Source organism: Henriciella sp. AS95 (genome assembly GCF_038900055.1).
Taxonomy (GTDB): Bacteria; Pseudomonadota; Alphaproteobacteria; order Caulobacterales; family Hyphomonadaceae; genus Henriciella.
Genome location: NZ_JBBMQM010000001.1, coordinates 498440 through 519651 on the forward strand (window position 1 = coordinate 498440; position 21212 = coordinate 519651).

At 60.2% G+C, this 21212-nt stretch carries 21 protein-coding genes; 18 read left to right on the forward strand and 3 right to left on the reverse strand.

What is annotated here, in order from left to right; translation table 11 throughout:
• The first annotated feature begins 86 nt into the window (after positions 1-86).
• Together WNY37_RS02620 and WNY37_RS02625 are read left to right on the forward strand one after the other, a co-directional pair.
• Positions 87-2285: a prolyl oligopeptidase family serine peptidase gene (locus tag WNY37_RS02620; RefSeq protein WP_342971903.1), complete on the forward strand. Its 2199-nt coding sequence runs from the start codon at positions 87-89 to the stop codon at positions 2283-2285.
• A gap of 126 nt (positions 2286-2411) precedes the next feature.
• Positions 2412-3293 carry an SDR family NAD(P)-dependent oxidoreductase gene (locus WNY37_RS02625; RefSeq protein WP_342971904.1) on the forward strand — a complete coding sequence of 294 codons (882 nt, stop codon included), beginning with the start codon at positions 2412-2414 and terminating at the stop codon, positions 3291-3293.
• A 4-nt stretch (positions 3294-3297) separates the two neighbouring features.
• Here the strand turns inward: WNY37_RS02625 and WNY37_RS02630 are convergent, their stop codons facing one another.
• Positions 3298-3582, reverse strand: coding sequence for a hypothetical protein (locus WNY37_RS02630; protein ID WP_342971905.1), 285 nt, complete (start codon positions 3580-3582; stop codon positions 3298-3300).
• On the opposite strand from WNY37_RS02630, the gene WNY37_RS02635 reads away from it, so the two are divergent.
• Complete coding sequence (locus WNY37_RS02635) at positions 3581-4570, forward strand: DMT family transporter (protein ID WP_342971906.1); 990 nt, start codon at positions 3581-3583, stop codon at positions 4568-4570. The two genes, WNY37_RS02630 and WNY37_RS02635, sit on opposite strands and share 2 nt — an antisense overlap.
• 74 nt (positions 4571-4644) lie before the next feature.
• Positions 4645-5415, forward strand: a complete 771-nt coding sequence (locus WNY37_RS02640; RefSeq protein ID WP_342971907.1) for a glycerophosphoryl diester phosphodiesterase membrane domain-containing protein — start codon at positions 4645-4647, stop codon at positions 5413-5415.
• Positions 5416-5490: 75 nt separating this feature from the next.
• Here the strand turns inward: WNY37_RS02640 and WNY37_RS02645 are convergent, their stop codons facing one another.
• Both WNY37_RS02645 and WNY37_RS02650 read right to left on the reverse strand, forming a co-directional pair.
• Positions 5491-6078, reverse strand: coding sequence for a hypothetical protein (locus WNY37_RS02645; protein ID WP_342971908.1), 588 nt, complete (start codon positions 6076-6078; stop codon positions 5491-5493).
• A gap of 151 nt (positions 6079-6229) precedes the next feature.
• Positions 6230-6415, reverse strand: a complete 186-nt coding sequence (locus tag WNY37_RS02650) for a DUF1674 domain-containing protein (RefSeq protein WP_342971909.1) — start codon at positions 6413-6415, stop codon at positions 6230-6232.
• A 112-nt stretch (positions 6416-6527) separates the two neighbouring features.
• Here WNY37_RS02650 and htpX point away from each other — a divergent pair, with 112 nt between their 5' ends.
• The 14 genes from htpX (at position 6528) to ybgF (ending at position 21197) form a co-directional block, all read left to right on the forward strand.
• Positions 6528-7433, forward strand: coding sequence for a zinc metalloprotease HtpX (htpX, locus tag WNY37_RS02655; RefSeq protein WP_342971910.1), 906 nt, complete (start codon positions 6528-6530; stop codon positions 7431-7433).
• Positions 7430-8719 (forward strand): transcription antitermination factor NusB, encoded by a 1290-nt coding sequence (locus tag WNY37_RS02660; RefSeq protein ID WP_342971911.1) that lies wholly within the window; start codon positions 7430-7432, stop codon positions 8717-8719. The genes htpX and WNY37_RS02660 overlap by 4 nt, the downstream gene beginning before the upstream one ends.
• 107 nt (positions 8720-8826) lie before the next feature.
• Positions 8827-9321, forward strand: coding sequence for a glycine zipper 2TM domain-containing protein (locus WNY37_RS02665; RefSeq protein WP_342971912.1), 495 nt, complete (start codon positions 8827-8829; stop codon positions 9319-9321).
• A gap of 87 nt (positions 9322-9408) precedes the next feature.
• On the forward strand, positions 9409-10065 hold the full coding sequence (rpe, locus tag WNY37_RS02670) for a ribulose-phosphate 3-epimerase (RefSeq protein ID WP_342971913.1): 657 nt from the start codon (positions 9409-9411) through the stop codon (positions 10063-10065).
• Between the two features lie 31 nt (positions 10066-10096).
• The gene (locus WNY37_RS02675) at positions 10097-11824 is read left to right on the forward strand and encodes a heparinase II/III family protein (protein WP_342971914.1); all 1728 of its coding nucleotides are present in this window, start codon (positions 10097-10099) and stop codon (positions 11822-11824) included.
• Positions 11821-13698, forward strand: a complete 1878-nt coding sequence (locus WNY37_RS02680) for a nucleoside-diphosphate sugar epimerase/dehydratase (protein ID WP_342971915.1) — start codon at positions 11821-11823, stop codon at positions 13696-13698. The genes WNY37_RS02675 and WNY37_RS02680 overlap by 4 nt, the downstream gene beginning before the upstream one ends.
• Before the next feature lie 78 nt (positions 13699-13776).
• Positions 13777-15363: a bifunctional phosphoribosylaminoimidazolecarboxamide formyltransferase/IMP cyclohydrolase gene (gene purH, locus WNY37_RS02685; RefSeq protein WP_342971916.1), complete on the forward strand. Its 1587-nt coding sequence runs from the start codon at positions 13777-13779 to the stop codon at positions 15361-15363.
• 3 nt (positions 15364-15366) lie between these two features.
• Positions 15367-15810, forward strand: a complete 444-nt coding sequence (locus tag WNY37_RS02690) for a YbgC/FadM family acyl-CoA thioesterase (protein ID WP_342971917.1) — start codon at positions 15367-15369, stop codon at positions 15808-15810.
• Between the two features lie 183 nt (positions 15811-15993).
• Positions 15994-16698, forward strand: coding sequence for a MotA/TolQ/ExbB proton channel family protein (locus tag WNY37_RS02695; protein ID WP_342971918.1), 705 nt, complete (start codon positions 15994-15996; stop codon positions 16696-16698).
• 3 nt (positions 16699-16701) lie between these two features.
• Positions 16702-17148 (forward strand): biopolymer transporter ExbD, encoded by a 447-nt coding sequence (locus WNY37_RS02700; RefSeq protein WP_342971919.1) that lies wholly within the window; start codon positions 16702-16704, stop codon positions 17146-17148.
• 6 nt (positions 17149-17154) lie between these two features.
• Complete coding sequence (locus tag WNY37_RS02705) at positions 17155-18057, forward strand: hypothetical protein (protein ID WP_342971920.1); 903 nt, start codon at positions 17155-17157, stop codon at positions 18055-18057.
• A 20-nt stretch (positions 18058-18077) separates the two neighbouring features.
• A complete protein-coding gene (gene tolB, locus WNY37_RS02710; RefSeq protein WP_342971921.1) occupies positions 18078-19436 on the forward strand; it encodes a Tol-Pal system beta propeller repeat protein TolB in 1359 nt (452 codons plus the stop codon).
• 136 nt (positions 19437-19572) lie between these two features.
• Positions 19573-20121 (forward strand): peptidoglycan-associated lipoprotein Pal, encoded by a 549-nt coding sequence (gene pal / locus WNY37_RS02715; RefSeq protein ID WP_342971922.1) that lies wholly within the window; start codon positions 19573-19575, stop codon positions 20119-20121.
• Between the two features lie 101 nt (positions 20122-20222).
• The gene (ybgF, locus tag WNY37_RS02720) at positions 20223-21197 is read left to right on the forward strand and encodes a tol-pal system protein YbgF (RefSeq protein ID WP_342971923.1); all 975 of its coding nucleotides are present in this window, start codon (positions 20223-20225) and stop codon (positions 21195-21197) included.
• The last annotated feature ends 15 nt before the right edge of the window (positions 21198-21212 follow it).

Consider the following 21212-nt stretch of genomic DNA (forward strand, 5'->3'; position numbering starts at 1 on the left):
ATACGCTCTTCCCGGTTTCCCAATTGGATTTTCACATTAAGCTAACCACTTGCAAGAGCCAGACACCCACAAACGGAGATGCCCTGATGCGTGTAGTCATTTGTGCCACGGTCGTAGCGAGCTTGCTCGCCGGCTGCCAGACAGAGACGTCCACCAATCTGAAAGCCGAGGAGACCCCGAGCGACGTGACCGTAGAAGCGACAAAAGAAATTGTCCTGCCGACAGGCGAGAATGACCCGTACCTCTGGCTCGAAGAGGTCGAGGGCGAAAAGGCGCTCGACTGGGTGCGCGCGCAGAATGACCGCACGCTGGATGAGCTTCAGGCTGACCCGCTCTATGATGAGTATTACAATGACGCGCTCGACGTCCTGACATCGGATGAGCGTATTCCGTACGGATCCATCCGGGATGGCTGGGTGTATAATTTCTGGCAGGACGAGACCAATGTGCGCGGCCTCTGGCGCCGCACGCCGCTGGAAAGTTATGCGACGGAGGAGCCAGAATGGGAAACGATTGTCGACTTCGACAAGCTGGCTGAAGAGGAAGACAAGAACTGGGTCTATAAGGGCGCAAACTGCTTCCAGCCGGAAGAAGACGGCAAGTGGCTGTGCATGGTCTCGCTCTCGGATGGCGGCAAGGACGCCGTGATCCAGCGCGAATTTGACCTGTCCACGAAGACATTTGTCGAGGACGGCTTTGTCACTGAGGAAGCCAAGCAGGGCCTCGCCTGGGTCGATGAGAACACCGTCCTGATCGGCACCGACTGGGGCGAAGGCACGGTGACGCAGTCGGGCTATCCCTTCGTGGTCAAGCGCTGGACGCGCGGAACGCCGCTATCCGAGGCGGTTGAAGTCGCGCGCGGCGATGTCACTGACGTCGGTGTCTGGCCCGCCGTCATGGAAAAGGAAGACGGCACCCGCCTTCAGATGGCTGTGGAGTCCGACACCTTCTTTACCTCGACCTATTGGTGGCTGCCGGATGGCGAGGACGCAAAAGTCCAGCTGCCAATCCCGCCAAAGTCGACCCCGCAGGGCATCTATCAGGGTCAGCTCCTGGTCACGCTGGAGCAGGACTGGGCCCCGGACGGGCAGCCTGTCGCCTTCAAGTCGGGCGACCTTGTGGCGTTCGAACTCGACAAGTTTCTTGAAACCCGCGCGCTCCCGGCGGTCAGCCTTGTTTTCAGCCCCGACGAGACTCAGGCCGTCAACGGTGTGGCGATTGCCAAGGGCGCTGCGCTGCTGTCGATTCAGGAGAATGTTGTCGGCAAGGTGCTGAAGCTGGAGCCGGGGTCTGGCGCCTGGACGACGAGCGAGATTGCGCTTCCGGGCACGGGCCAGTCCGGCATCGCCTTTGCCAACAAGGATGTCGATACGGTCTTCCTCAATTATGAGGGCTTCCTGACGCCTGACTCGCTGCTGCGTTATGATGTGGCATCTGGTGATGTCTCGCCGCTGAAGAGTCTTCCGGCGAAATTCGACACGGCCGGTCTCAAGGTCGAGCAATTCTTTGCGACGTCCACCGACGGCACGGAGATCCCGTATTTCATTATTCACAAGGAAGACATGCCGCTCGACGGCACGACGCCGACGCTGCTCTATGGCTATGGCGGCTTCCAGGTGTCGATGAACCCGTCCTATTCGGCGGTGCGTGGCCGACTGTGGCTGGAGCAGGGCGGCGCCTATGTGCTCGCCAATATTCGCGGCGGCGGCGAGTTCGGCCCGGAATGGCACCAGGCGGGCCTCAAGGGCAAACGCCAGATCATCTATGATGACTTCATCTCGGTCGGCGAAGACCTGATCGCGCGCGGCGTCACTTCGACCGAGCATCTCGGTATTATGGGCGGCTCGAATGGTGGCCTTCTCATGGGTGTGATGCTGACGCAGCGCCCGGACCTTTGGGACGCGGTCGTCATTCAGGTGCCGCTGCTGGACATGCTGCGCTATCACAAGCTGCTGGCGGGCGCGTCATGGGTCGATGAGTATGGCGATCCGGACGTGCCGGAAGAACGGGCCTTTCTGGAGACAATTTCGCCGTATCAGAATTTTGACCCGGATGCGGACTATCCGATGCCCTTCTTCCTGACCTCGACAAAGGATGACCGGGTGCACCCCGGACACGCCAGAAAGATGGCTCATCTTTTTGAGCTTGCTGATAAACCCTTCTTTTATTATGAGAATATCGACGGGGGTCATTCAGCAGCGGCTAATCAAAAAGAAACCGCGCGCAGGTCTGCGCTTGAATACACCTACTTGAACCGCCGGCTATTCCCCACAGCCGGTCGGTAACGTCCCCAGTTTGGTCCTCTCCCGACGGGGAGGGGGCCAAACACCTGTCTTCCTTCCCCAAGGCGAGCCTTGACTTGAACCGGCCTCAAGCGCCCCTTTCGATGAAGACAGATATCGGAGGACGTTATGGGCGAGCTTTCTGGAAAAACAGCGATCATCACCGGCGCGGCAAGCGGGATCGGCCTTTCAGGCGTTGAAGTGTTTGTCGAGGCGGGCGCGAATGTCGTGGCGGGCGACCTGCAGGACGAGAAGGGCCAGGCGCTGGAAGCGCGGTTCGGCTCGGACCGGGTTCGATACGTTCACTGCGATGTCACCAGATCTGATGAGCTGAAGACCCTGTTCGAAACAGCCAAAGAAGCGTTTGGCGGGCTCGATATTCTCTGGAACAATGCCGGCCATGGTGGCACGCCAACGGGCGTGGAAGACCTCGACGAAGAGGGCTTCGATGCGACGATGAGCCTGCTGCTGAAGTCGGTCTTTGTGGGCACGAAGATGGCTGTGCCGATGATGAAGGAGAAGGGCGGCTCCATCATCAATACATCCTCCATTTCTGCTGTGTGCGCGGGTTATGCGCCCATCACCTATTCGGTCGCCAAGAAGGGTGTTGCGCATTTTTCCAAACTCGCAGCGGCCGAGCTTTCGAAATACAAGATCCGCGTCAATGCGATCCTGCCGGGCTTTATCGCGACGTCGATCTTTGGGGCGTCACTCGGTCTATCGCGTGAACAGGCCGACCAGATGGCGGCGCTTGTCGAACAGCAGGGCGGGCGGATGCAGCCGGCCGGGCGAACCGGGCAGGGCAAGGATATCGCTGAGATGGCGGCCTATCTGGCCTCGGACAAAGCGGCCTTCATTACCGGCGGCGAGTTTCTCGTTGATGGTGGCATGACGGTCGGGCCGCGCCATAGCTGGGATGAAAGCGATGGCGGGCCGCTTCTGGATGCACTTGGCATCAGCGTCGAACAGGCCGAACAGATGCGCCTTGCCATGCAGGCCGGCAAACCATAGGGCGCTAGCTGTTTGCGTCGGCTGACAATCCTGGAATGGTCTCGACGGCGGTCAGCAGGCCTTCAAGCGTGTCTGCGTCGGCGACCTTGCGGTCTTTTTCGTCGAAGAGCGCATAGCCTTCGCTGGTCTTGCGCAGCGGGAATTTGCGCCAGTGGGCCCGAGTGCGATAGAGCCAGACTTCTTCAGGTTCTGCCCCAGCGGCCGACCAACCCGTCCAGACATGATCTGCTGGGACAGAGCGCCATAACTTGTCTATGGCATCGAGGTCAGATTGGGAAAATTTCTGCATGATTGATCAGGTAAGCCAGAATAATGCCAGCGGCACGGATGATGGCGAACCTACAGGTCCGCGCCTGTCTGGCAATGCCCTCGGCGCGGTCTTCATGGTGCTGTCTGGCTTGGGCTTTACCGTCTACATCGTCCTGTCGAAGGAGTTATCGAAGGAGGTCCACCCGGTCTTTCTCGCCTTCTGGCGGTCGTTCATCGCGTGCATGATTTCAGTGCCGGTGATCCTTCGCGTGGGACTTCACAAGATGAAGACCAGGCGGCCGGGCCTTTTGCTGATGCGGTCCATGTTCGGCACGCTCGGCTTTACGCTGGCGATGGTGGCGGTGTCCGATTTCTTCACCATGTCGCTGTCTCAGTTCAATGCGATCAGCTTTTCGCGTCCGCTCTTCGTTACGGTGCTGGCGGCGATTGTTCTGAGGGAGATGGTCGGGCCTCATCGCTGGGGCGCGGTCGGCATCGGCTTTGTCGGTGTTTTGATCATGGTGATGCCGGGCATTTTCGTCTTCTGGCAGCCGGGCGCTTTCGATAATCTGAACCTTGACATGGGCACCCTGTGCGCGCTGGCAAGCGCCTTCTTCCTCGCCTTTGCAATCGTTCTGGTGAAAACGCTGTCGGCCGAGCTCTCGGCCATCGCCTTGCTGACCTATGCAAACGTTCTGTCGTCCATCCTGCTTTTGCCATTCTGTATTATTTACTGGTCCAACCCCTCGCTTGAGACATGGGGCTGGATCATCTTCATGGCGGGAACGGGCTTTGTCGCGCAGTTCTGTTACATCTCAGCCGTGAAAGTCGGCGATGCGTCCTTCATCTCTCCGCTCGATTATCTTCGCCTGCCCATGGCCACCGTGGCGGACCTCATCATCGTCGGTTTTCTGCCGGGAACGAATGTCTGGATCGGGGCTGGTATAATTGTGGTGGCGGCGATCTACATCACATACCGGGACCGCAACAAGAAGGCCCAGCCGGTCACGATACTGAAAGGCCGCTAGGCGACCCCAAGGCAAAAGGCTTGCGCCAGACCACAACTTATGGTCGGTTCGGTTCAGAGTTAATGGGGGATATTATGGGCGATAAAGAGCTCGACTTCGGCTTTATTGTTGAAAAGACCTTCGGCGTGATCGGCGAGCGATTCGTTGAGCTGATCCTGCTGGCGCTGATTTTCGTTATCGTGCCGCAGATTGTCCTCTCATTCCTGATTTCGTCGATGTTCGACAGCGCTGTGGCCAGCGGATCGATGATGCCGACCTTCTCGCTTGGTATGATGCTTGGCTCAATCGTTGCGGGCCTGCTGCCGCTGCTGATGCAGGCCGCGGCGGTTCACACAACGGTCGAAGCACTGACCGGACGGCCATCGGATGTTGGCACGTCGGTGGGCGTTGCGATTGCGGTCTTCCTTCCCCTGCTCGGGCTTTCGATCCTGATGGGGCTCGGGCTGGCCATTGGCTTCATGCTGCTGATCATCCCGGGGCTCATTCTGCTGACCTATTGGGTTGTGGCGGTGCCGTCCTTTATCGTCGAGGATACCGGGATCATCGGTGCGTTTGAGCGTAGCGCCGAGCTGACAAAGGGGCAGCGGTGGCGGATTTTCGGGCTGATCGTTCTTGTCTGGATCGCTTATGCCGTCGTCGCCTACATTATCACGATGCTGACCGGCGGCGCGATGGCATCGGCAGCTTATGCGCAGAACTTCACCCTCATGGGCGCAATCGTGAACGGTGTTCTGGGTGCGCTCAGCGCCATCGTTGGATCGGTCGGCGTGGCCGTGCTCTATGTGCATCTGCGCGATCTTCAGGATGGCACGTCTCTGGACACAATCTCTGACGTTTTCCGCTAGCGGCAAAGAAAAAGGGCCGGCAAATAGCCGACCCTTACCCGTCCCTGGGTAAACTTTATCGGGTGCCTGGTGGCCTCAGCCGCCGCCACCCTTTTTGCCGCCGCCGCAGACATGACAGCCGCCGCCCTTATGCTTCTTGCCGCCGCCTCTGAAGCCGCCACGGAAAGTGAGCGAGGCTGCGGCATAAGACGTGGCGCTGGCCGATGAAGACGCGCTGGCATAGGCGAAACCGCCGCCACCGCCATAATAGCCGCCATCGACACCGCTACCGACGCCGCCATTGAAGCCGGAAATATTGATCCGCATCCCGCGCTCCACCAGAACCGGTGGGCGTGATGTCACGACCGGGCGAGGGGTCGGACGTGTGTCGCCGCAGCATTCGCCGCCCGTCGTATAACGATTGACGTAGGTGCGTGTTTTCGATTCGTCGATATAGGTGCGGGTCGATGTGCTTTGCGCTTTTTGAGGGAGCGGCGGGCACGACCAGGTGTCGGTCTCCGCATCAACGAGATAACAGCCTGGCTCGGGCGGTGTCAGCTCAGATGCTTTCAGTGGGCTCGGGCCCTTGTTGACCGGCCGATTCGCGTATCCATCTGCAACAGCTGGGGCTGCAAACAGGGCAAGAGATCCTGCGAGCGCGGCAAGTCTGTAGCATATTGGCATGCAATTCGCCTCCTGAGCGAAAGATTCGGTCTGTTCTGGAGGGTTTCACGCAATCCAGAGGCCAGATGCCAGTAAACGCTGTGCAGGCGGCGTGTGCAAACAGGTTAACCTGAGAGGCGAAATTTTTCTTGCGGCGCGAACGCGCGGGGCATCAGAAATCGTAAGTGATGCCTTTTCGTTCCCAGTCGCCAAAGCGGGTCGGTTCGCGATTTTTCGGACCACCCGATTCCTTTGCCCGTTCAGACTCAAGGGCTTTTTCGTGCTCCAGCTGCTGATCGCGCCGGGCGCGGGCTTCTTCTAGGGCGCGCTGGGCTTCGGGGGAGAGCGGCTTGGTCATGATATTTCTGTCATCCAGTTCGCAGGTCACTGACATCTGCGTTAACAAATTCCATATAGTCGATGGTATCAAATTAGACCCTGACGGCTGCCAATCAAGGAGTTCAAACCAAGTGGGAACCGCCAAGACATTCATCCTGCTCGCTGCCATGACCGCATTGTTCATGGCTGTCGGCTATCTCGTCGGCGGCGCTGTCGGGATGGCGATCGCTTTTGCCATCGCCCTCGTCATGAACATCTTCTCATACTGGAACGCTGACAAGATCGTCCTGAAGATGCAGGGCGCACGGGAGATCACTGAGGAAGAGCGCTCTCCGGTGTTGCGCACCTTTGCCAGCGACACACGTGCCCTGGCCGAGCATGCCGGCCTGCCTGCCCCGAAAATCTACATCATCGACACCCCGCAGCCCAACGCGTTTGCGACCGGGCGAAACCCGCAAAACGCTGCCGTGGCCGCGACGACTGGCCTTCTTAATATGCTGACGCGCGAGGAAGTCTCAGGCGTGATGGCGCATGAGCTGGCCCATGTTCAGCACCGCGACACGCTAACCATGACAGTGACCGCAACCATTGCAGGTGCGATCGGCATGCTGGCGAACTTTGCGCTCTTCTTCGGCAATCGCGAGCGCGGCGGCATCATTACATCGATTGCGATCATGATTTTCGCGCCGATGGCGGCCGGTCTGGTTCAGATGGCGATCAGCCGCTCGCGTGAATATGAAGCTGACCGACTGGGCGCAGAAATATGCGGTAATCCGCAATGGCTGGCCTCGGCGCTGCAGAAAATTGACCGGGGCGCGCGCGCTGCGGTCAATCAGCGCGCGGAAGCCAATCCGGCTATGGCGCATATGTACATCATCAATCCGCTGAACGGCCAGAAGGGCGATAGTCTCTTCTCGACGCACCCTTCGACGGCAAACCGTGTCGAGGCGTTGCGCAAGATGGCGGCGGACATGACCGCGCCCATGGATGATACGGCGAGCGCGACCAACCAGCGCGCGGCTGGCCCCTGGGGATGAGCGGCGCAAGATCCCGGCAGGCGGCTGCTGACCTTCTCATTGAAACTCTCGACAATCGCCGGACGCTCGACGAGGCGATGTCGACGTCGCAATTCTTCGAACGCCTTAGCGGGCCTGACAGAGGGTTCGCGCGGGCCATGGCGAGCGCTGCGCTTCGGCAGCTTGGGCGGATCGACAAGGGGCTTGCGCCCTTCCTGACGCGCTCACTTGATACTGCGACACCGCCAGCGCGCGCCTTGCTGCGTATCGGCGCGGCGCAGGCCTGGCTGATGGAGACGCCGCCGCATGCGGTGGTCAGCGAGACCGTCGACGCTGCCAAGAGCTGGGCGCGCGCGAAATCGGCGTCGGGCTTTCTCAATGCCGTGCTTCGCAAAGTGGTTTCGGACCGCTCGCATTTCGACAAGGCCCCGGTAATCGCGGTGTGGCCGGACTGGCTGACCGTCGCGATGATGACGAGCCTTGGCGTCGAAACGGCGGCGCGGATCGCAGAGGCGCAGCTCACCGAACCGGAACTGCACCTCACGCCGAAACAGCCCGCAGACGCAGACGCGCTCGCCGCAAGCCTGGAGGGCCGGGTGATCGGGCCAGGAAGCGTCTCGGTACCGACCGGCAAGATCGCCGAAATGGAGGGCTTTGAAGGCGGTGACTGGTGGGTGCAGGATGTTGCGGCGGCGCTGCCGGCAAGATTGCTTGGCGCGCAGGCTGGAGATCGGGTGTTCGATCTTTGCGCCGCGCCCGGCGGCAAGACAATGCAACTGGCGGCGACCGGCGCAGACGTGGTCGCGCTGGACCGATCGGCCTCCCGCCTGGAGCGGGTGAAGGACAACCTTGCCAGGACTGGGCTTGGCGAAAAAGTCGAGATTATCGCCGCCAAGCTCGAAGACTGGACGCCATCGGCGCCGGCCGACCGGATCCTGCTCGATGCGCCATGTTCGGCCCTTGGCACGCTGCGCCGCCACCCGGAAGGCGCATGGATCAAGTCGCCTGATGATATTGCGCGCTTTCCTGAGGTGCAGGCGCGGCTGTTGGAGGCATCGTCGAAAATGCTCAAGCCGGGCGGGACGCTTATCTATTGCGTCTGCACGCCGCTTGCCAGCGAGGGGGCCGACGTCATCGAGCGTGTTCTGGCCTCTGGCGATCTGGTGCGGAGCCCGATCCGCCGGGAAGAAGCCGGGGACTTTGCCGCTGGCGTGACAGAGGCGGGCGATGTGCTGACCCTGCCGAACGGCGAATACGGGCATGATTTCTTCTTCATATCCCGTCTGACGCGAAATAAGACAGCTTAAGCCCTTCAATACCGACAAATCGCCACAATATTGCCTGCGCGAATTCATATCAGGTTCAGCGTTCCAATCGGATAATGAGCCGGTTGAATGTGCAAAGGAGCACCAAAATGACAACTGAGACCAATACCGTTCAAACGCCGAGCAAGATGATGGCCGGCGCTTTCGCTGCCCTGACGCTCGCGCTTGCGGGTTGCGCCAGTGGCTATGGTGCCAACACGGTGAGCCCGAACGCTGTCGGCTATCAGACCCAGGTTCGCTCTGGCACGGTGACGACCTATCGCGAAGTGCAGATCAAGCCGGACCAGTCCTGGCTGGGCACGGCGACTGGCGCAGTCCTTGGCGGCCTTGCCGGTTCTGAGCTTGGCGGTGGCGACAAGGCCCAGACCGCTGGCGCTGTTGGCGGCGCCGTCCTCGGCGGCGTGGCGGGTAACGAAGCTGGCAAGGCGATGAACACGCGCCGCGGCTTTGCCTACACGGTCCGCTTCGACAATGGCGAAGTCGCCGAAATCATTCAGGGTGGAGACATCTTCATCCAGCCCGGCACCCGCGTGAACGTCACTTATGGTGACAAGGTTCGCGTCGTCCCGCTCAGCGCCTACTGATTTTATCACGCAGCGCGCTGTTGTCGCGTGATGTAGATTGCCGCCGTCAGCCTTGTGCTGGCGGCGGTTTCGTCTTAGGCGGTAGCCATGTCTGACGTCCTGATTTCACCTTCGATCCTGTCTGCCGATTTCGCAAAACTCGGCGAGGAAATCCGCGCTATCGATGAAGCCGGAGCCGACATGATCCATGTCGATGTGATGGATGGCCATTTCGTGCCGAACCTGACTTTTGGTCCGCCGGTCATCGAGAAGCTTCGTCCGCACAGCGACAAACCTTTCGACGTTCATCTGATGATCGCGCCAGTTGACCTGTTCATCGACGCGTTTGCCAAGGCAGGGGCGAATATCCTGACCGTGCACCCTGAAGCCGGCCCGCACATTCACCGCACGCTGCAGGCGATCCGCGCCGCAGGCATGAAGCCGGGCGTCGCCATCAATCCGGGTACGCCCGCCAATGTGGTGGACCCGATCATCGATGACATTGACGAGATTCTGGTGATGTCGGTGAACCCCGGCTTTGGCGGCCAGAGCTTCATCGAAAGCCAGCTGCGGAAGATCGAGATTTTCCGCAAGAAAATTGATGAAACAGGCCGCGATATCATCCTCGAAGTGGATGGTGGACTGAACCCTGAGACCGCTCCGAGGGCTATCTCTGCAGGGGTGAATGCAATCGTGGCGGGTTCTGCGGTGTTCAAGGGCGGCCCAAGCCAGTATGCTGCCAATATTGCGGCTCTTCGGGGCTGAGTAGCCAAGCAGGCCCAGCAACAGACAAGCCATGACAGTAGAGTTTGCAAAATCTGTCCCTGCCATGCGCCGTTCGCCTGAAGAGGACGCCGAGCTGTGGGCACGGCTGACCGGCCGAAGCGGCGAAGAGTCGACGGCAAGTCCCATTCACCGTTTGAAGATTGCCGGAGCCGCGCCTGATGGTTTCGGTGTTTATCCGCGTGCGATTTCCCCGGCGGACGATATGCGCGGCGAAAGCCTGATGCGCGATGTGTGGCGGATCGGGATGGACAAGCTGGCGCTGGATGGTGGCCGCGCGCCCTGGTCCGGCCAGCTGCCGTCAAAGCATTTTGCCGACCGCCTGCATCGCTTCGACTGGCTGCCGGATGTCTTCACACAGGGCGAAGCCGGCGGTGACCGCGCCCGCTTCCTGGTTGATGACTGGATCGAGAATTTTGGCCGGTTTCATGGTTTCGCCTGGCGCGCGGGTTGCGCAGCCGATCGCATCTGGAACTGGATGATCTGTGGCCCGGCCCTCTTCGAGGTGGGTGAAGAAGAGGTCATCCATAGCCGCCTCGACGCGCTCGGCCGTCAGATACGACACGTTGAATCCCTACATGATGACTGCACCGAGCCTGCCGCCCGCTGGCGGATATCCGTGGTGCTGGTGCTCAATGCCCTCTGTCTGAAGCGCGGCAAGGGGCTCAGCGAGGCCCTGACGCGGCTGGAAAACGAGTGCACGGCGCAGATTCTGCCGGATGGCGGACATGTGACGCGTGCGCCGGCCCGTGGGTTGAGATCGATGCTGGAGCTGTGCGTGCTACGCGATGTGATCCAGCGATCAGAACGGACCGTCCCGCCCTTTATCCAGAGCTGGATTGAGCGTCTCGGCGGCATGGTCGGGTTTTTCCGGGCGGGCGATGGGGCCCTGCCGCCTTTCAATGACGGGCACGAAAGCCTGCCGGAGATCGTCGATGCGGCGATCGCGCAGCTTGGGGCGTCGCCGCGGCGGTTCACGGTCGCGCCAAAATCTGGGTTCCACAAGCTGGTCAAAGGCGCGACGAGCCTGTTGCTGGATGCGGGAAGCGCGCCTGAACAGCCCTTTGGAGACCGCGCGCATGCCGGTGCGCTCGGCTTTGAGTTGCATGACGGGGCGGCCCGGCTGGTCACCTCGTGCGCGTTCAGCCCGGAGATCGATATTGACTGGCAGGCGGCGGTGCGGCGCACCAGTGCGCACTCGACCTTGATCCTTGCTAGCGAAGATTCGGCCCCTTTTGTTCGAAATGATGAAACCGGCCTCACCTTTCCGGACGGGCCGGAAGGCATCTCGGCCAAGCGTCTGGAAGAAGCTGAAGAGATATGGCTCGACGCCCAGCATGGCGGCTACAAGAAGCAGTTTGGCCTGCTACACCGTCGCCGCCTGTTCATGTCGGGAGATGGACGCCGCCTGGCCGGAGAAGACTCGCTGGCACGCCCGGTTTCGCAGGGGCCTGCCAATGATGCGCGCACAATCGCCTATACGGTGCGGTTTCACCTGCACCCGACCGTGACGGTCATGATGGGCGACAATTCCATTCGACTTGAAGCTGAAACCGGGGCAGTGTGGCGTTTCAAGACAAGCCATGAGGCGGCTCGTCTGGAGAAAAGTTTTTACCTCGGGCGTGGCGTGATCGAAAAAACCTCCCAGATTGTCCTCAGCGGCCGTGCACAGGCCGATAGTGACGGCTCCAGTCCGCCAAATTGTGTCCGTTGGGCCTTTCTGAAGGGCCGTTCTGCATGACGCCGCGCGACGAAGCCCGCCGCGCCATGGCGATGACCCTCGGTTTTGATACCGTGGCGGCAGCGATTGCGATGGCCATCGCGGTGATATCAAGATGGCTTTCGACTGGCGGCGCGCCGCCCGATGCCGTCCAGGCAGTCGCCATGGCGACGTCGACCTTTGCCCTTGTTGGCCTTGCATCCTTCTATCTTTTGCGCGTGCATCGCCAGGTCTGGCGCCATGCAGGCTGGACCGATGCGATCAAGATCATTCAGGCGGTCGGCCTTGCGACGCTGATGTTCCTGCCGGTCATGTTCCTCTGGAACCGGCTGATCGGATTTCCGCGCAGCGCGATTCTCATCGCAGATATTATCTGGCTCGCCATCATCTTTCTTGGCCGCATGATCGCCCTCGGGCGGTCGACGCGCCGGCCATTCCAGATTTTCTTCTCTCGCCTGCAGCGTGATGCGCCGATGACGCTGCTGATCTGTAAAGCGATCGAGGCTCCGGCTGTGTTGCGGGCGCTGAATCAGGACCAGGCGGGTGCCAAGGTGCGGGTTCTTGGTCTGCTTGAGCCAGACGGCGCCGAGTTTGGCCGCGCGATCCGGGGGGTTCCGGTCATGGGCGGCCTCGATGATCTCGGCAAGGTTCTGGATCTGCTGGCGGTGCGCTATGGCAAGACACCGCTCGTTGCCGTTTCCGGGTCGGCGCGTGAGCGCCAGTACATGACGCAAATCCTTGAAGAGGCAGCAAACCGCAAAACCGAGGTCATGACACTTGATGCGGGCGGAGATGGTGGCTCGATGCTGCCGGTCCGGCCAGCAGACCTTTTAAAACGCCGCGAGCGCATTCTGGACAACCGCCCCGTGGCCGACCTCATCGAAGGCTCGCGCGTGCTGGTGACAGGCGGTGGCGGAACGATCGGGTCAGAGCTGGCGCGCCAGTGTGCGGCCATGAACCCGGACTCTCTGACTCTATTCGATGCCTCGGAGTACAATCTTTACGAGGCCGACCTCGCGCTTCGCGGAGAATTTCCGAATGTGCGCATCAATTCCGAACTGGGGGATGTGCGCGACGAGATCCGCGTCGGCCGTGCGATCAAGGAGGCCGATCCAGACGTCATCATCCATGCGGCCGCGCTGAAACATGTGCCGCTGATGGAGCACAATGTCTGCGAAGCAATCCTCACCAATGTCGGGGGCGCTGTGAAGACCGCCCGCGCCGCCATTGAGAACGACGTTGCCAAAATGGTGTTCGTTTCAACCGACAAGGCTGTGCACCCCGACAATGTCATGGGAGCCACCAAGCGTCTGGCCGAGATTGCGATGACCCGCCAGGCGCGTTCGTCAAATCTCGCCGTGTCGATGGTGCGGTTCGGCAATGTTCTTGGTTCGTCGGGCTCGGTCGTTCCGCTGTTCGAGCGGCAGATCTCGCAAGGCGGCCCGGTTACGCTGACCCACCCGGATGTGACCCGCTATTTCATGACCGTCGAGGAAGCCTCGGCGCTCGTCTTGCAGTCGACGACCCATAATGGCGCGCCCGGCACCTCGTCACTTTACGTGCTGGATATGGGCGAACCGATCCAGATCAAGGCACTCGCCGAAGCAATGATCCGCCTGAAGGGGCTGGTGCCCGGCCGTGATATCGAGATCAGGACGACCGGTCTTCGCCCGGGCGAGAAGATGCATGAAATGCTGACTTACAATCATGAGGAAGTGCATTCCATCGATATTGAAGGCATCTACAAGGTCGCGTCCGAACATGTGATCGCCAATGATTTTGATGAGCAGCTCGACGAGCTCTTGGAACATGCCCGCCAGCGTCGCCGCGACGAGGCAATCCTGGCGCTGTCGCGTCTCGTTCCCGAGTACAAGCCCAAACACCTGCGCGACTGAGACAGACTGATCGGTTGACCTTGTTACGGTGCGTGCTACGGCAGCGCCTGACCTGCCCTTTCCGGAGATTGCCTGCCCATGTCCGAGCGTTTCAAGATTCGCCGCGCACTTCTGTCTGTGTCCGACAAGGAGGGGCTGGAGAAACTGGCGCAGCGGCTCGCCTCCCACGGTGTTGAACTGATCTCTACAGGCGGGACATCCAAAGCGCTCAACGCGGCCGGCCTTGAGGTTCGCGATGTCGCGGACCTGACGGGCTTTCCGGAGATGATGGACGGGCGGGTGAAGACGCTGCATCCGGCGGTTCATGGCGGACTGCTCTATCGCCGCGACCTCGACACGCACATCAAGGATGCCGAAACCCATGGCATCGTCCCGATCGATCTTGTCTACATCAATCTCTACCCTTTCGAAGCGACCGTCGCTTCCGGGGCCGATTTCGACACCTGTATCGAGAATATCGACATTGGCGGGCCGGCCATGTTGCGGGCTGCCGCGAAGAATGGCGACTCGGTCGCTGTCTGCACAGACGCTGATGACCTGTCGGCAGCGCTTGCCGAAATGGATGCCAATGAGGGCGAAGTGAGCCGCGATTTCAGCCGCAAGCTGGCGGCCAAGACGTATGCGCGCACGGCGGCTTATGATGCCGCGATATCCGGCTGGTACGCTGCCCAGCTCGAAGAAGATGCGCCAGACTGGGCGGCTTTTGGGGGCACGCTCGCGCAGAGCCTTCGCTATGGCGAAAACCCGCATCAGGCGGCCGCTTTCTACAAGACAGGCGAGCGGCGCCCCGGCGTCTCCAATGCACGGCAGGTGCAGGGCAAGGAATTGTCCTACAACAATATCAACGACACCGATGCGGCCTATGAACTGATCGGTGAGCTTGGCGACGAGACGCCCGCCGTCGCGATCATCAAGCACGCCAATCCATGCGGTGTTGCCCTGGGAGAGACGGCGATCGAGGCCTATCAGGCCGCGCTGTCCTGCGATTCGACGTCGGCGTTTGGCGGTATCGTGGCGCTCAACCGCATGCTGGATGCGGAAACGGCCGAGGAGATCACCAAGATTTTTACCGAAGTCGTCATCGCGCCCGGCGCGGATGAAGGCGCGCTTTCCGTGTTCGCGAAAAAGAAAAATCTCCGTCTCTTGCTCACCAATGGTCTTCCGGACCCGGTTGCGCGCGGCAAGGTCGTGAAGTCGGTTGCTGGCGGTCTGTTGGTTCAGGATCGCGACTTTGGCCGCATCGAGGCGGATGATCTGCGAATTGCGACCGACAAAGCGCCGAGCGAGCAAGAGCTGAAGGACCTCATCTTCGCCTGGCGTGTGGCCAAGCACGTCAAGTCCAACACCATCGTTTATGCCAAGGATCAGGCGACTGTGGGCATTGGCGCGGGCCAGATGAGCCGGATCGATTCAGCGCGCATCGCTGCGCGAAAGGCTGAAGATGCCGCAGAAACAGCTGGCTGGGACGAACCGAAGACGAAGGGCTGCGTCGCCGCGTCGGATGCGTTCTTCCCGTTTCCGGATGGCCTGCTGCAAGCTGCGTCAGCAGGGGCCACAGCGGTCATTCAGCCGGGTGGATCCATCCGGGATGACGAGGTCATCAAAGCGGCGAATGAGGCCGGAATCGCGATGGTCCTGACCGGCATGCGGCACTTCAGGCACTAATCCATGGACAAGTCTGCGGGAAAGATCGACGAGCAGAACCAGCACTGGCTGCAGGTTCGTGTCTATTATGAAGACACCGATTTTACCGGCATGGTCTATCATGCGAACTATCTGCGCTTTTTCGAACGCGGGCGATCTGATTTCCTGCGCGATGCGGGCGTTTCACATCAGTCGCTGCTGAATCGGCCCGATCCGGCGGCATTTACGCTGACCAATGTGAATGTCGATTTCAAAAAGGCTGCCCGGGTTGATGACCTTCTCGATATCCGTTCACGCTACATTGGCGTAGAGGGCGCTCGCATTGTGTTTCAGCAAACGGCGTTTCGCGGCGAAGACATCGTGGCTGAGGCCGAAATCACCGCTGTCATGATCCATGCAGACGGGCGCCCCCGCCGGCCCGTCCCGGAAATGGTGGAGCAATTGAAGACCTTTATCTTCAAGGGCTGAAACCCGGTCATTCACTGACAAATCGTTAACCAGTTCATTCCAATGCTGCGCCTGCTGCCATGAAAGGCGGCGGCGTCAAGTTTCCGCCTGATTTCCATTGGATATGGGAGGGGCATGCCAATTCTGGCTCCGAACGGCTGCGCGGGATGTGCAGTGTCAGATGCACAAATAACGAGGATTTTCATGGAAAGCGAAGCTCTCTCCCAGGCGCCTACGGAAGGCGGCTTCTCCCTACTAGGCCTGCTTCTAGAGGCAGACCTTGTGGTGAAACTGGTGTTGATCGTGCTGTTCATCGCCAGTCTGTGGTCATGGTCTGTGATCATCGAAAAGCTGTTCACGGTTGGCAGCGCCCGCAAGAAAGCCAAAGCCTTCGAGGACGCTTTCTGGACAGGCCGCGCCGATGATCTCGATGCGCGCCCGGGGGCAGGCAATAGCGATCCGGCCTCTCGTCTGTTCGCGTCCATCTCCCGAGAATGGAATGATGCGCGCCGCATGCCGCCCGGTGATGATGCCAATCTGCTGATCGGCCGGGCCGAGCGCTCGCTACGTGCAGGCGTCGACCGCGAAGTTGGCCGGGTCAGCAAGGGCCTCGGCGTTCTCGCGACGATTGGCTCGTCATCACCCTTTATCGGCCTGTTCGGCACCGTCTGGGGTATCATGAACGCCTTCATCAACATTTCCGAAAAGCAGGACACGTCGCTGACCAACGTCGCGGGCCCGATTGCCGAGGCGCTGTTCGCGACCGGCCTTGGCCTCATCGCGGCGATCCCGGCGGTGATTTTCTACAACAAATTCACCGGCGACCTGAACCAGTTTGCAGACCGGCTGGACACCTTCAGCCAGGACCTTCTGGTTCGCCTGTCGCGTCGCACCACCGAGAGGAGCTAGGCCATGGCAGGTGGTTGGGCAGCCGGACCCTCAGGCGGAAAACGTGGCCGCCGCAGCATGGCCGCTGAAATCAATGTGACGCCTTTTGTCGACGTCATGCTGGTGCTGCTGATTGTATTCATGATCACGGCACCCTTGCTGACGACGGGCGTGGAAGTCTCGCTGCCAAAGGCGTCGGCTGAAAATCTGCAGGCGCCGAAGTCGCAGCCGCTTTCGGTGACGCTGGACCTGAATGGCAAGATGTACATTCAGGACACCGAAGTCAGCTCTGAAGACCTGGTCTCGACGCTTTATGCGATCGCTGGCGAGGGCTATGAGGAGCGCATCTATCTGCGCGCTGATGACGGCGTGAATTATGGTGCGGTGATGGAAGTCATGACCCGTATGCAGCGGGCCGGCTATCGCAATATCGCCCTCGTCACCGACCCGAAAGCGCAAGGACAACAGTAGGTCATCATGATCCGCGGCATTCCTGCCTCCCTCCTGCTTCATGCCGCCGTGATTGGCGCGGGCTATATCGCATGGCCCTATGTCGGCGCAGACGTGCTGGAAGAAGAATTCGTGGTGGTCCCGGTCGATCTTGTTGACCTCGGCGAGATCACGAATGTCGCGCCGGTCCGTGAGCAACCTGAAGAGGTTGAGCCGGAAGAAGAGCCTGAGCCGGAGCCCGTCGAAGAGGAAGAGCCGGAAGACCCTGTCGAGGAAGAACCCGACGAGCGCGACATACCAGAGGATGATATCGCAACATCATCCGAGCAATCCGCGCCGGAAGAAACCGAAGATGATGTGGTGCCGGATCTCGAACAGGAACCGGAGGAAGAGCCTGAGCCGGAGCCTGAAGAACCAGAGCCGGAAAAGCCCAAGGCGCCGAATCCGACGCCAAAGCGCAATCCGCTCGATGACTTCCTGAACGATGCCGACTCGACGTTCGAAAGCGAGCGCGAGACCAAGCGCCGGACCGATCCGCCAAAGCAGGAACAGACGGAAATCAAGGATATCACCCCAGCCCAGGAGCCGCGCAAGGGCGCTGGCGAACGCTCGGCCAATACGGTGCGTATCGAGCAGATGCTCTATAACCAGATTCTTCTCTGTTGGGACGGGGTCGATGACCAACCGGAGCCTGGCCGGTTGAATGTGCAGATGCGTGCTCAGCTCGATGCGGAAGGCAACCTCATCGACGTCGAACTCGTTCGACCAACGCGCGCGCCCATCGGAGATAGATCCATGGCGTTGGCGATCGAGCGCGCGTTGCGCGCTGTGCGCAAGTGCCAGCCATACCGGTTGCCGCGCGATGAATATGCCGAGTGGAAGATAATGAATGTAAATTTGGGCTCCAGATTTGGAGACACCGGACAATGATCAAGTGTAGGACCATGAACATGCTAAAAAAACTGACCGCAACTCTCGTCGCCGGGCTCGCCATGCTGTTCCCGGTGGCCCAGGCTGAAGTTACCGTCAACATATCGCAAGGGGTGCTGAAGCCCACCCCGATTGCGATCCCGTCCTTCGAGGCGAGCGGCGATAATGTCCAACTCGCTGCGGACATAACAGCGGTGGTCCAGAACGATCTTCTCTCGACAGGCCTGTTCACGATCACGCCGCAGAGCGCGCATATCCAGCGCGACCTCTCGATCAATGCGCAGCCTCGCTTTGCAGACTGGAAGATCATCCAGACCGATGCGCTGGTTGTTGGCGAAGTTGATACGGTGACTGTCGAAGGGGTCGAGTTCATCCGCGCGTCTGTCCGCCTCTGGGACGTCTATGGCGAGGAAGTGATGCGTCTTGAGGGCCAGGCCGGCCGCCGCTTTACGGCCAAGCCGGAAGACTGGCGCCGCATCGCACACAAGATTGCCGATGCGATCTACACCCGCCTCACCGGCGAAGACCCGTATTTCGATTCCCGCGTTGTCTATATTGCTGAGACCGGTCCAAAGGACGCCCGCGTCAAACGGCTCGCCATCATGGATTCTGATGGAGCGAATGTGAAATATCTGACGTCCGGTACCTTCACGGTTCTGACGCCGCGCTTCTCGCCGTCAAATCAGCAGATCACCTATATGTCTTATGAGAATAACCGCCCGCGCGTTTATCTCTTCGATATCCAGAACGGCCGCCAGGAAGTGCTTGGCAACTTCCAGAACATGACGTTTGCGCCGCGCTTCTCACGCGATGGACAGTCGGTCCTCCTGACGCAGGCCAATAGCGGTAATTCGGACATCTTCATCCGTGATCTCGTGACGCAAGGCACGCGGAGGCTTACCGATCACCCGGCGATCGATACCTCGCCGTCCATGTCGCCAGATGGCCGCCAGATCGTGTTCAACTCTGATCGCGGCGGCAGCCCGCAGCTCTACATCATGAATACCGATGGCACGCCGCTGACCTGTCCTTCCGGTGGCCGCGACACGGCCTGCCGGATCACATTCGGGTCTGGCCGTTATTCCACACCCGTGTGGAGCCCGCGCGGTGACCTCATTGCCTTTACCAAGCAGACCTCCGGCAAATTCCATATCGGCGTTATTGGCGTTGATGGGGAAGGCGAGCGTCTGCTGACCGAAGCCTATCTCGATGAAGGTCCGGAATGGTCCCCGAACGGACGCGTGATCACGTTCTTCCGTGAGACGTCGCCCGGTGCAGGTCCAAAGCTCTGGTCCGTCGATCTGACGGGCCGCAATCTTCGCCAGATCCCGACGCCGACAGATGCGTCGGACCCGGCATGGTCGCCTCTTTTGAACTGAGGTCTTGCCGATTCAAGTATAGTGTTGAAAATACCACAGCGTGTTGATCAAGAATCAGGTCGGACTATCAGCCACGAAGTTGACAAATTCGGCGGTTATAGGCGCACGTTGAAACGACCATAGCAAGGAGTTACCAATGCGTCGTACTGTAATGTCTACCGCTTCCATCGCCCTTCTTCTCGGCGCGGCGGCTTGCGCTTCCAAACCAGAGCCAGCCCCAGTCGCACCGACCCCGGTTGCTGAGAAAACAGCTCCGGCTACAACGGGCACGGTTGTCGAAGAGCCAACCCGCGTCATCGACTCCGGCCCAACTGCCGGGTCCATGGAAGACTTCACGGTCAATGTCGGCGACCGCGTCTATTTCGACCTCGACCAGTACCGCCTTGATGCAGACGATCAGGACATCCTGCAGCGTCAGGCTGCCTGGCTGCAGTCCTATCCGGGCGTGCGCATCCTCGTCGCTGGTAACTGCGATGAGCGCGGCACCCGCGAGTACAACCTTGCTCTCGGCGAGCGCCGTGCAAGCATTGTGAAAGATTATCTGGTCAGCCTCGGTGTCGACCCGGCACGCATCGAAACCGTTTCTTACGGTAAAGAGCGTCCGCTCGCGACCGAATCCAACCAGGCTGCCTGGGCTCTGAACCGGAACGGTTTCACCCAGATCCTGTCCGGCGCTACCAGCTAGGACAGTTGCCAACCGTAATGATCAAGCCGGGTGCCACAATTTGGCCCCGGCTTTTTCGTATGTGGAAATGCTGAACACCCGATCTCGTGGAGTCTTTGTCTATGAACCGTCTGGCTTTCGCCTGTAGTCTGCTCGCCATGTCATGCACCCTTGTGCCGGTCGCCAGTGCCCAGCAGGGCGCTCCTATCGTGCGAGGTGCCACCAGCGGCAACCTTGCTGACGCCGTCCAGGATGTCCGTCAGCAGAATGCCCAGCTGAAGCTGAGCATATCGCGGCTCGAGGATCGGAATGCACAGCTCAACGGCAAGATCGAGACGCTTGAATTCCTTCTCTCTCAGTCGCGAGATGAGATGAACCGCATGCAGAATGACGATGCGCAGATTGCTGAAGAGCTGGAAAGCCTGCGCAGCGCGAATGCGAGCCTCAATAGCCGCCTGCAGGATCTTGAGGGCGACATTCAGGCCATTATGAGCACCGGCCTTACCGAAGAAGGCAGCGAAGCGGTCGTCGCCGCCCGCAGCACCCCGCCCGAGATATCCGACGATGACCGTGCGCAGGTGGCCAGCACCTCCTCATTGGGGTCTGAGACGCGCCGTATCATTACCCGGTCGACAAATGCGGGCGAAATCTCCGGTAATCCAGGCCAGCAAGGCTCGCTCGGGACATTGATGGCAAGCGACCTGCCGGGCGAGGCTGGACCGCTCTTCGCGACGGCGAAATCGCGCCTCCTGAAATTCCAGTATGAAGAGGCCGAACAGGCGTTTCGCGCCTTCCTTGACCGCTTCGGTGATGATCCGCAGGCCGGTGAAGCGCAGTACTGGCTGGCAGAGACCCTGTTCCAGCAGGAAGCCTTTGCTGAATCCGGTCAGGCCTACACGCAAATGATCCGCGATTATCCCGATAATGCCCGCGCCCCTGATGCGCTGGTGAAACTTGCGCGGTCCATGCGGCTCGTCGGTGACACGGAAAAGGCCTGCAATGCGCTCGCCATCCTGCCAGAGCAGTACCCCAATGCGTCGGGCGTGACGCGCAATCTTGCGGCGCTTGAAAGCACGCGGTCGGGTTGCGACACCTAGGCGAGCATACTCACG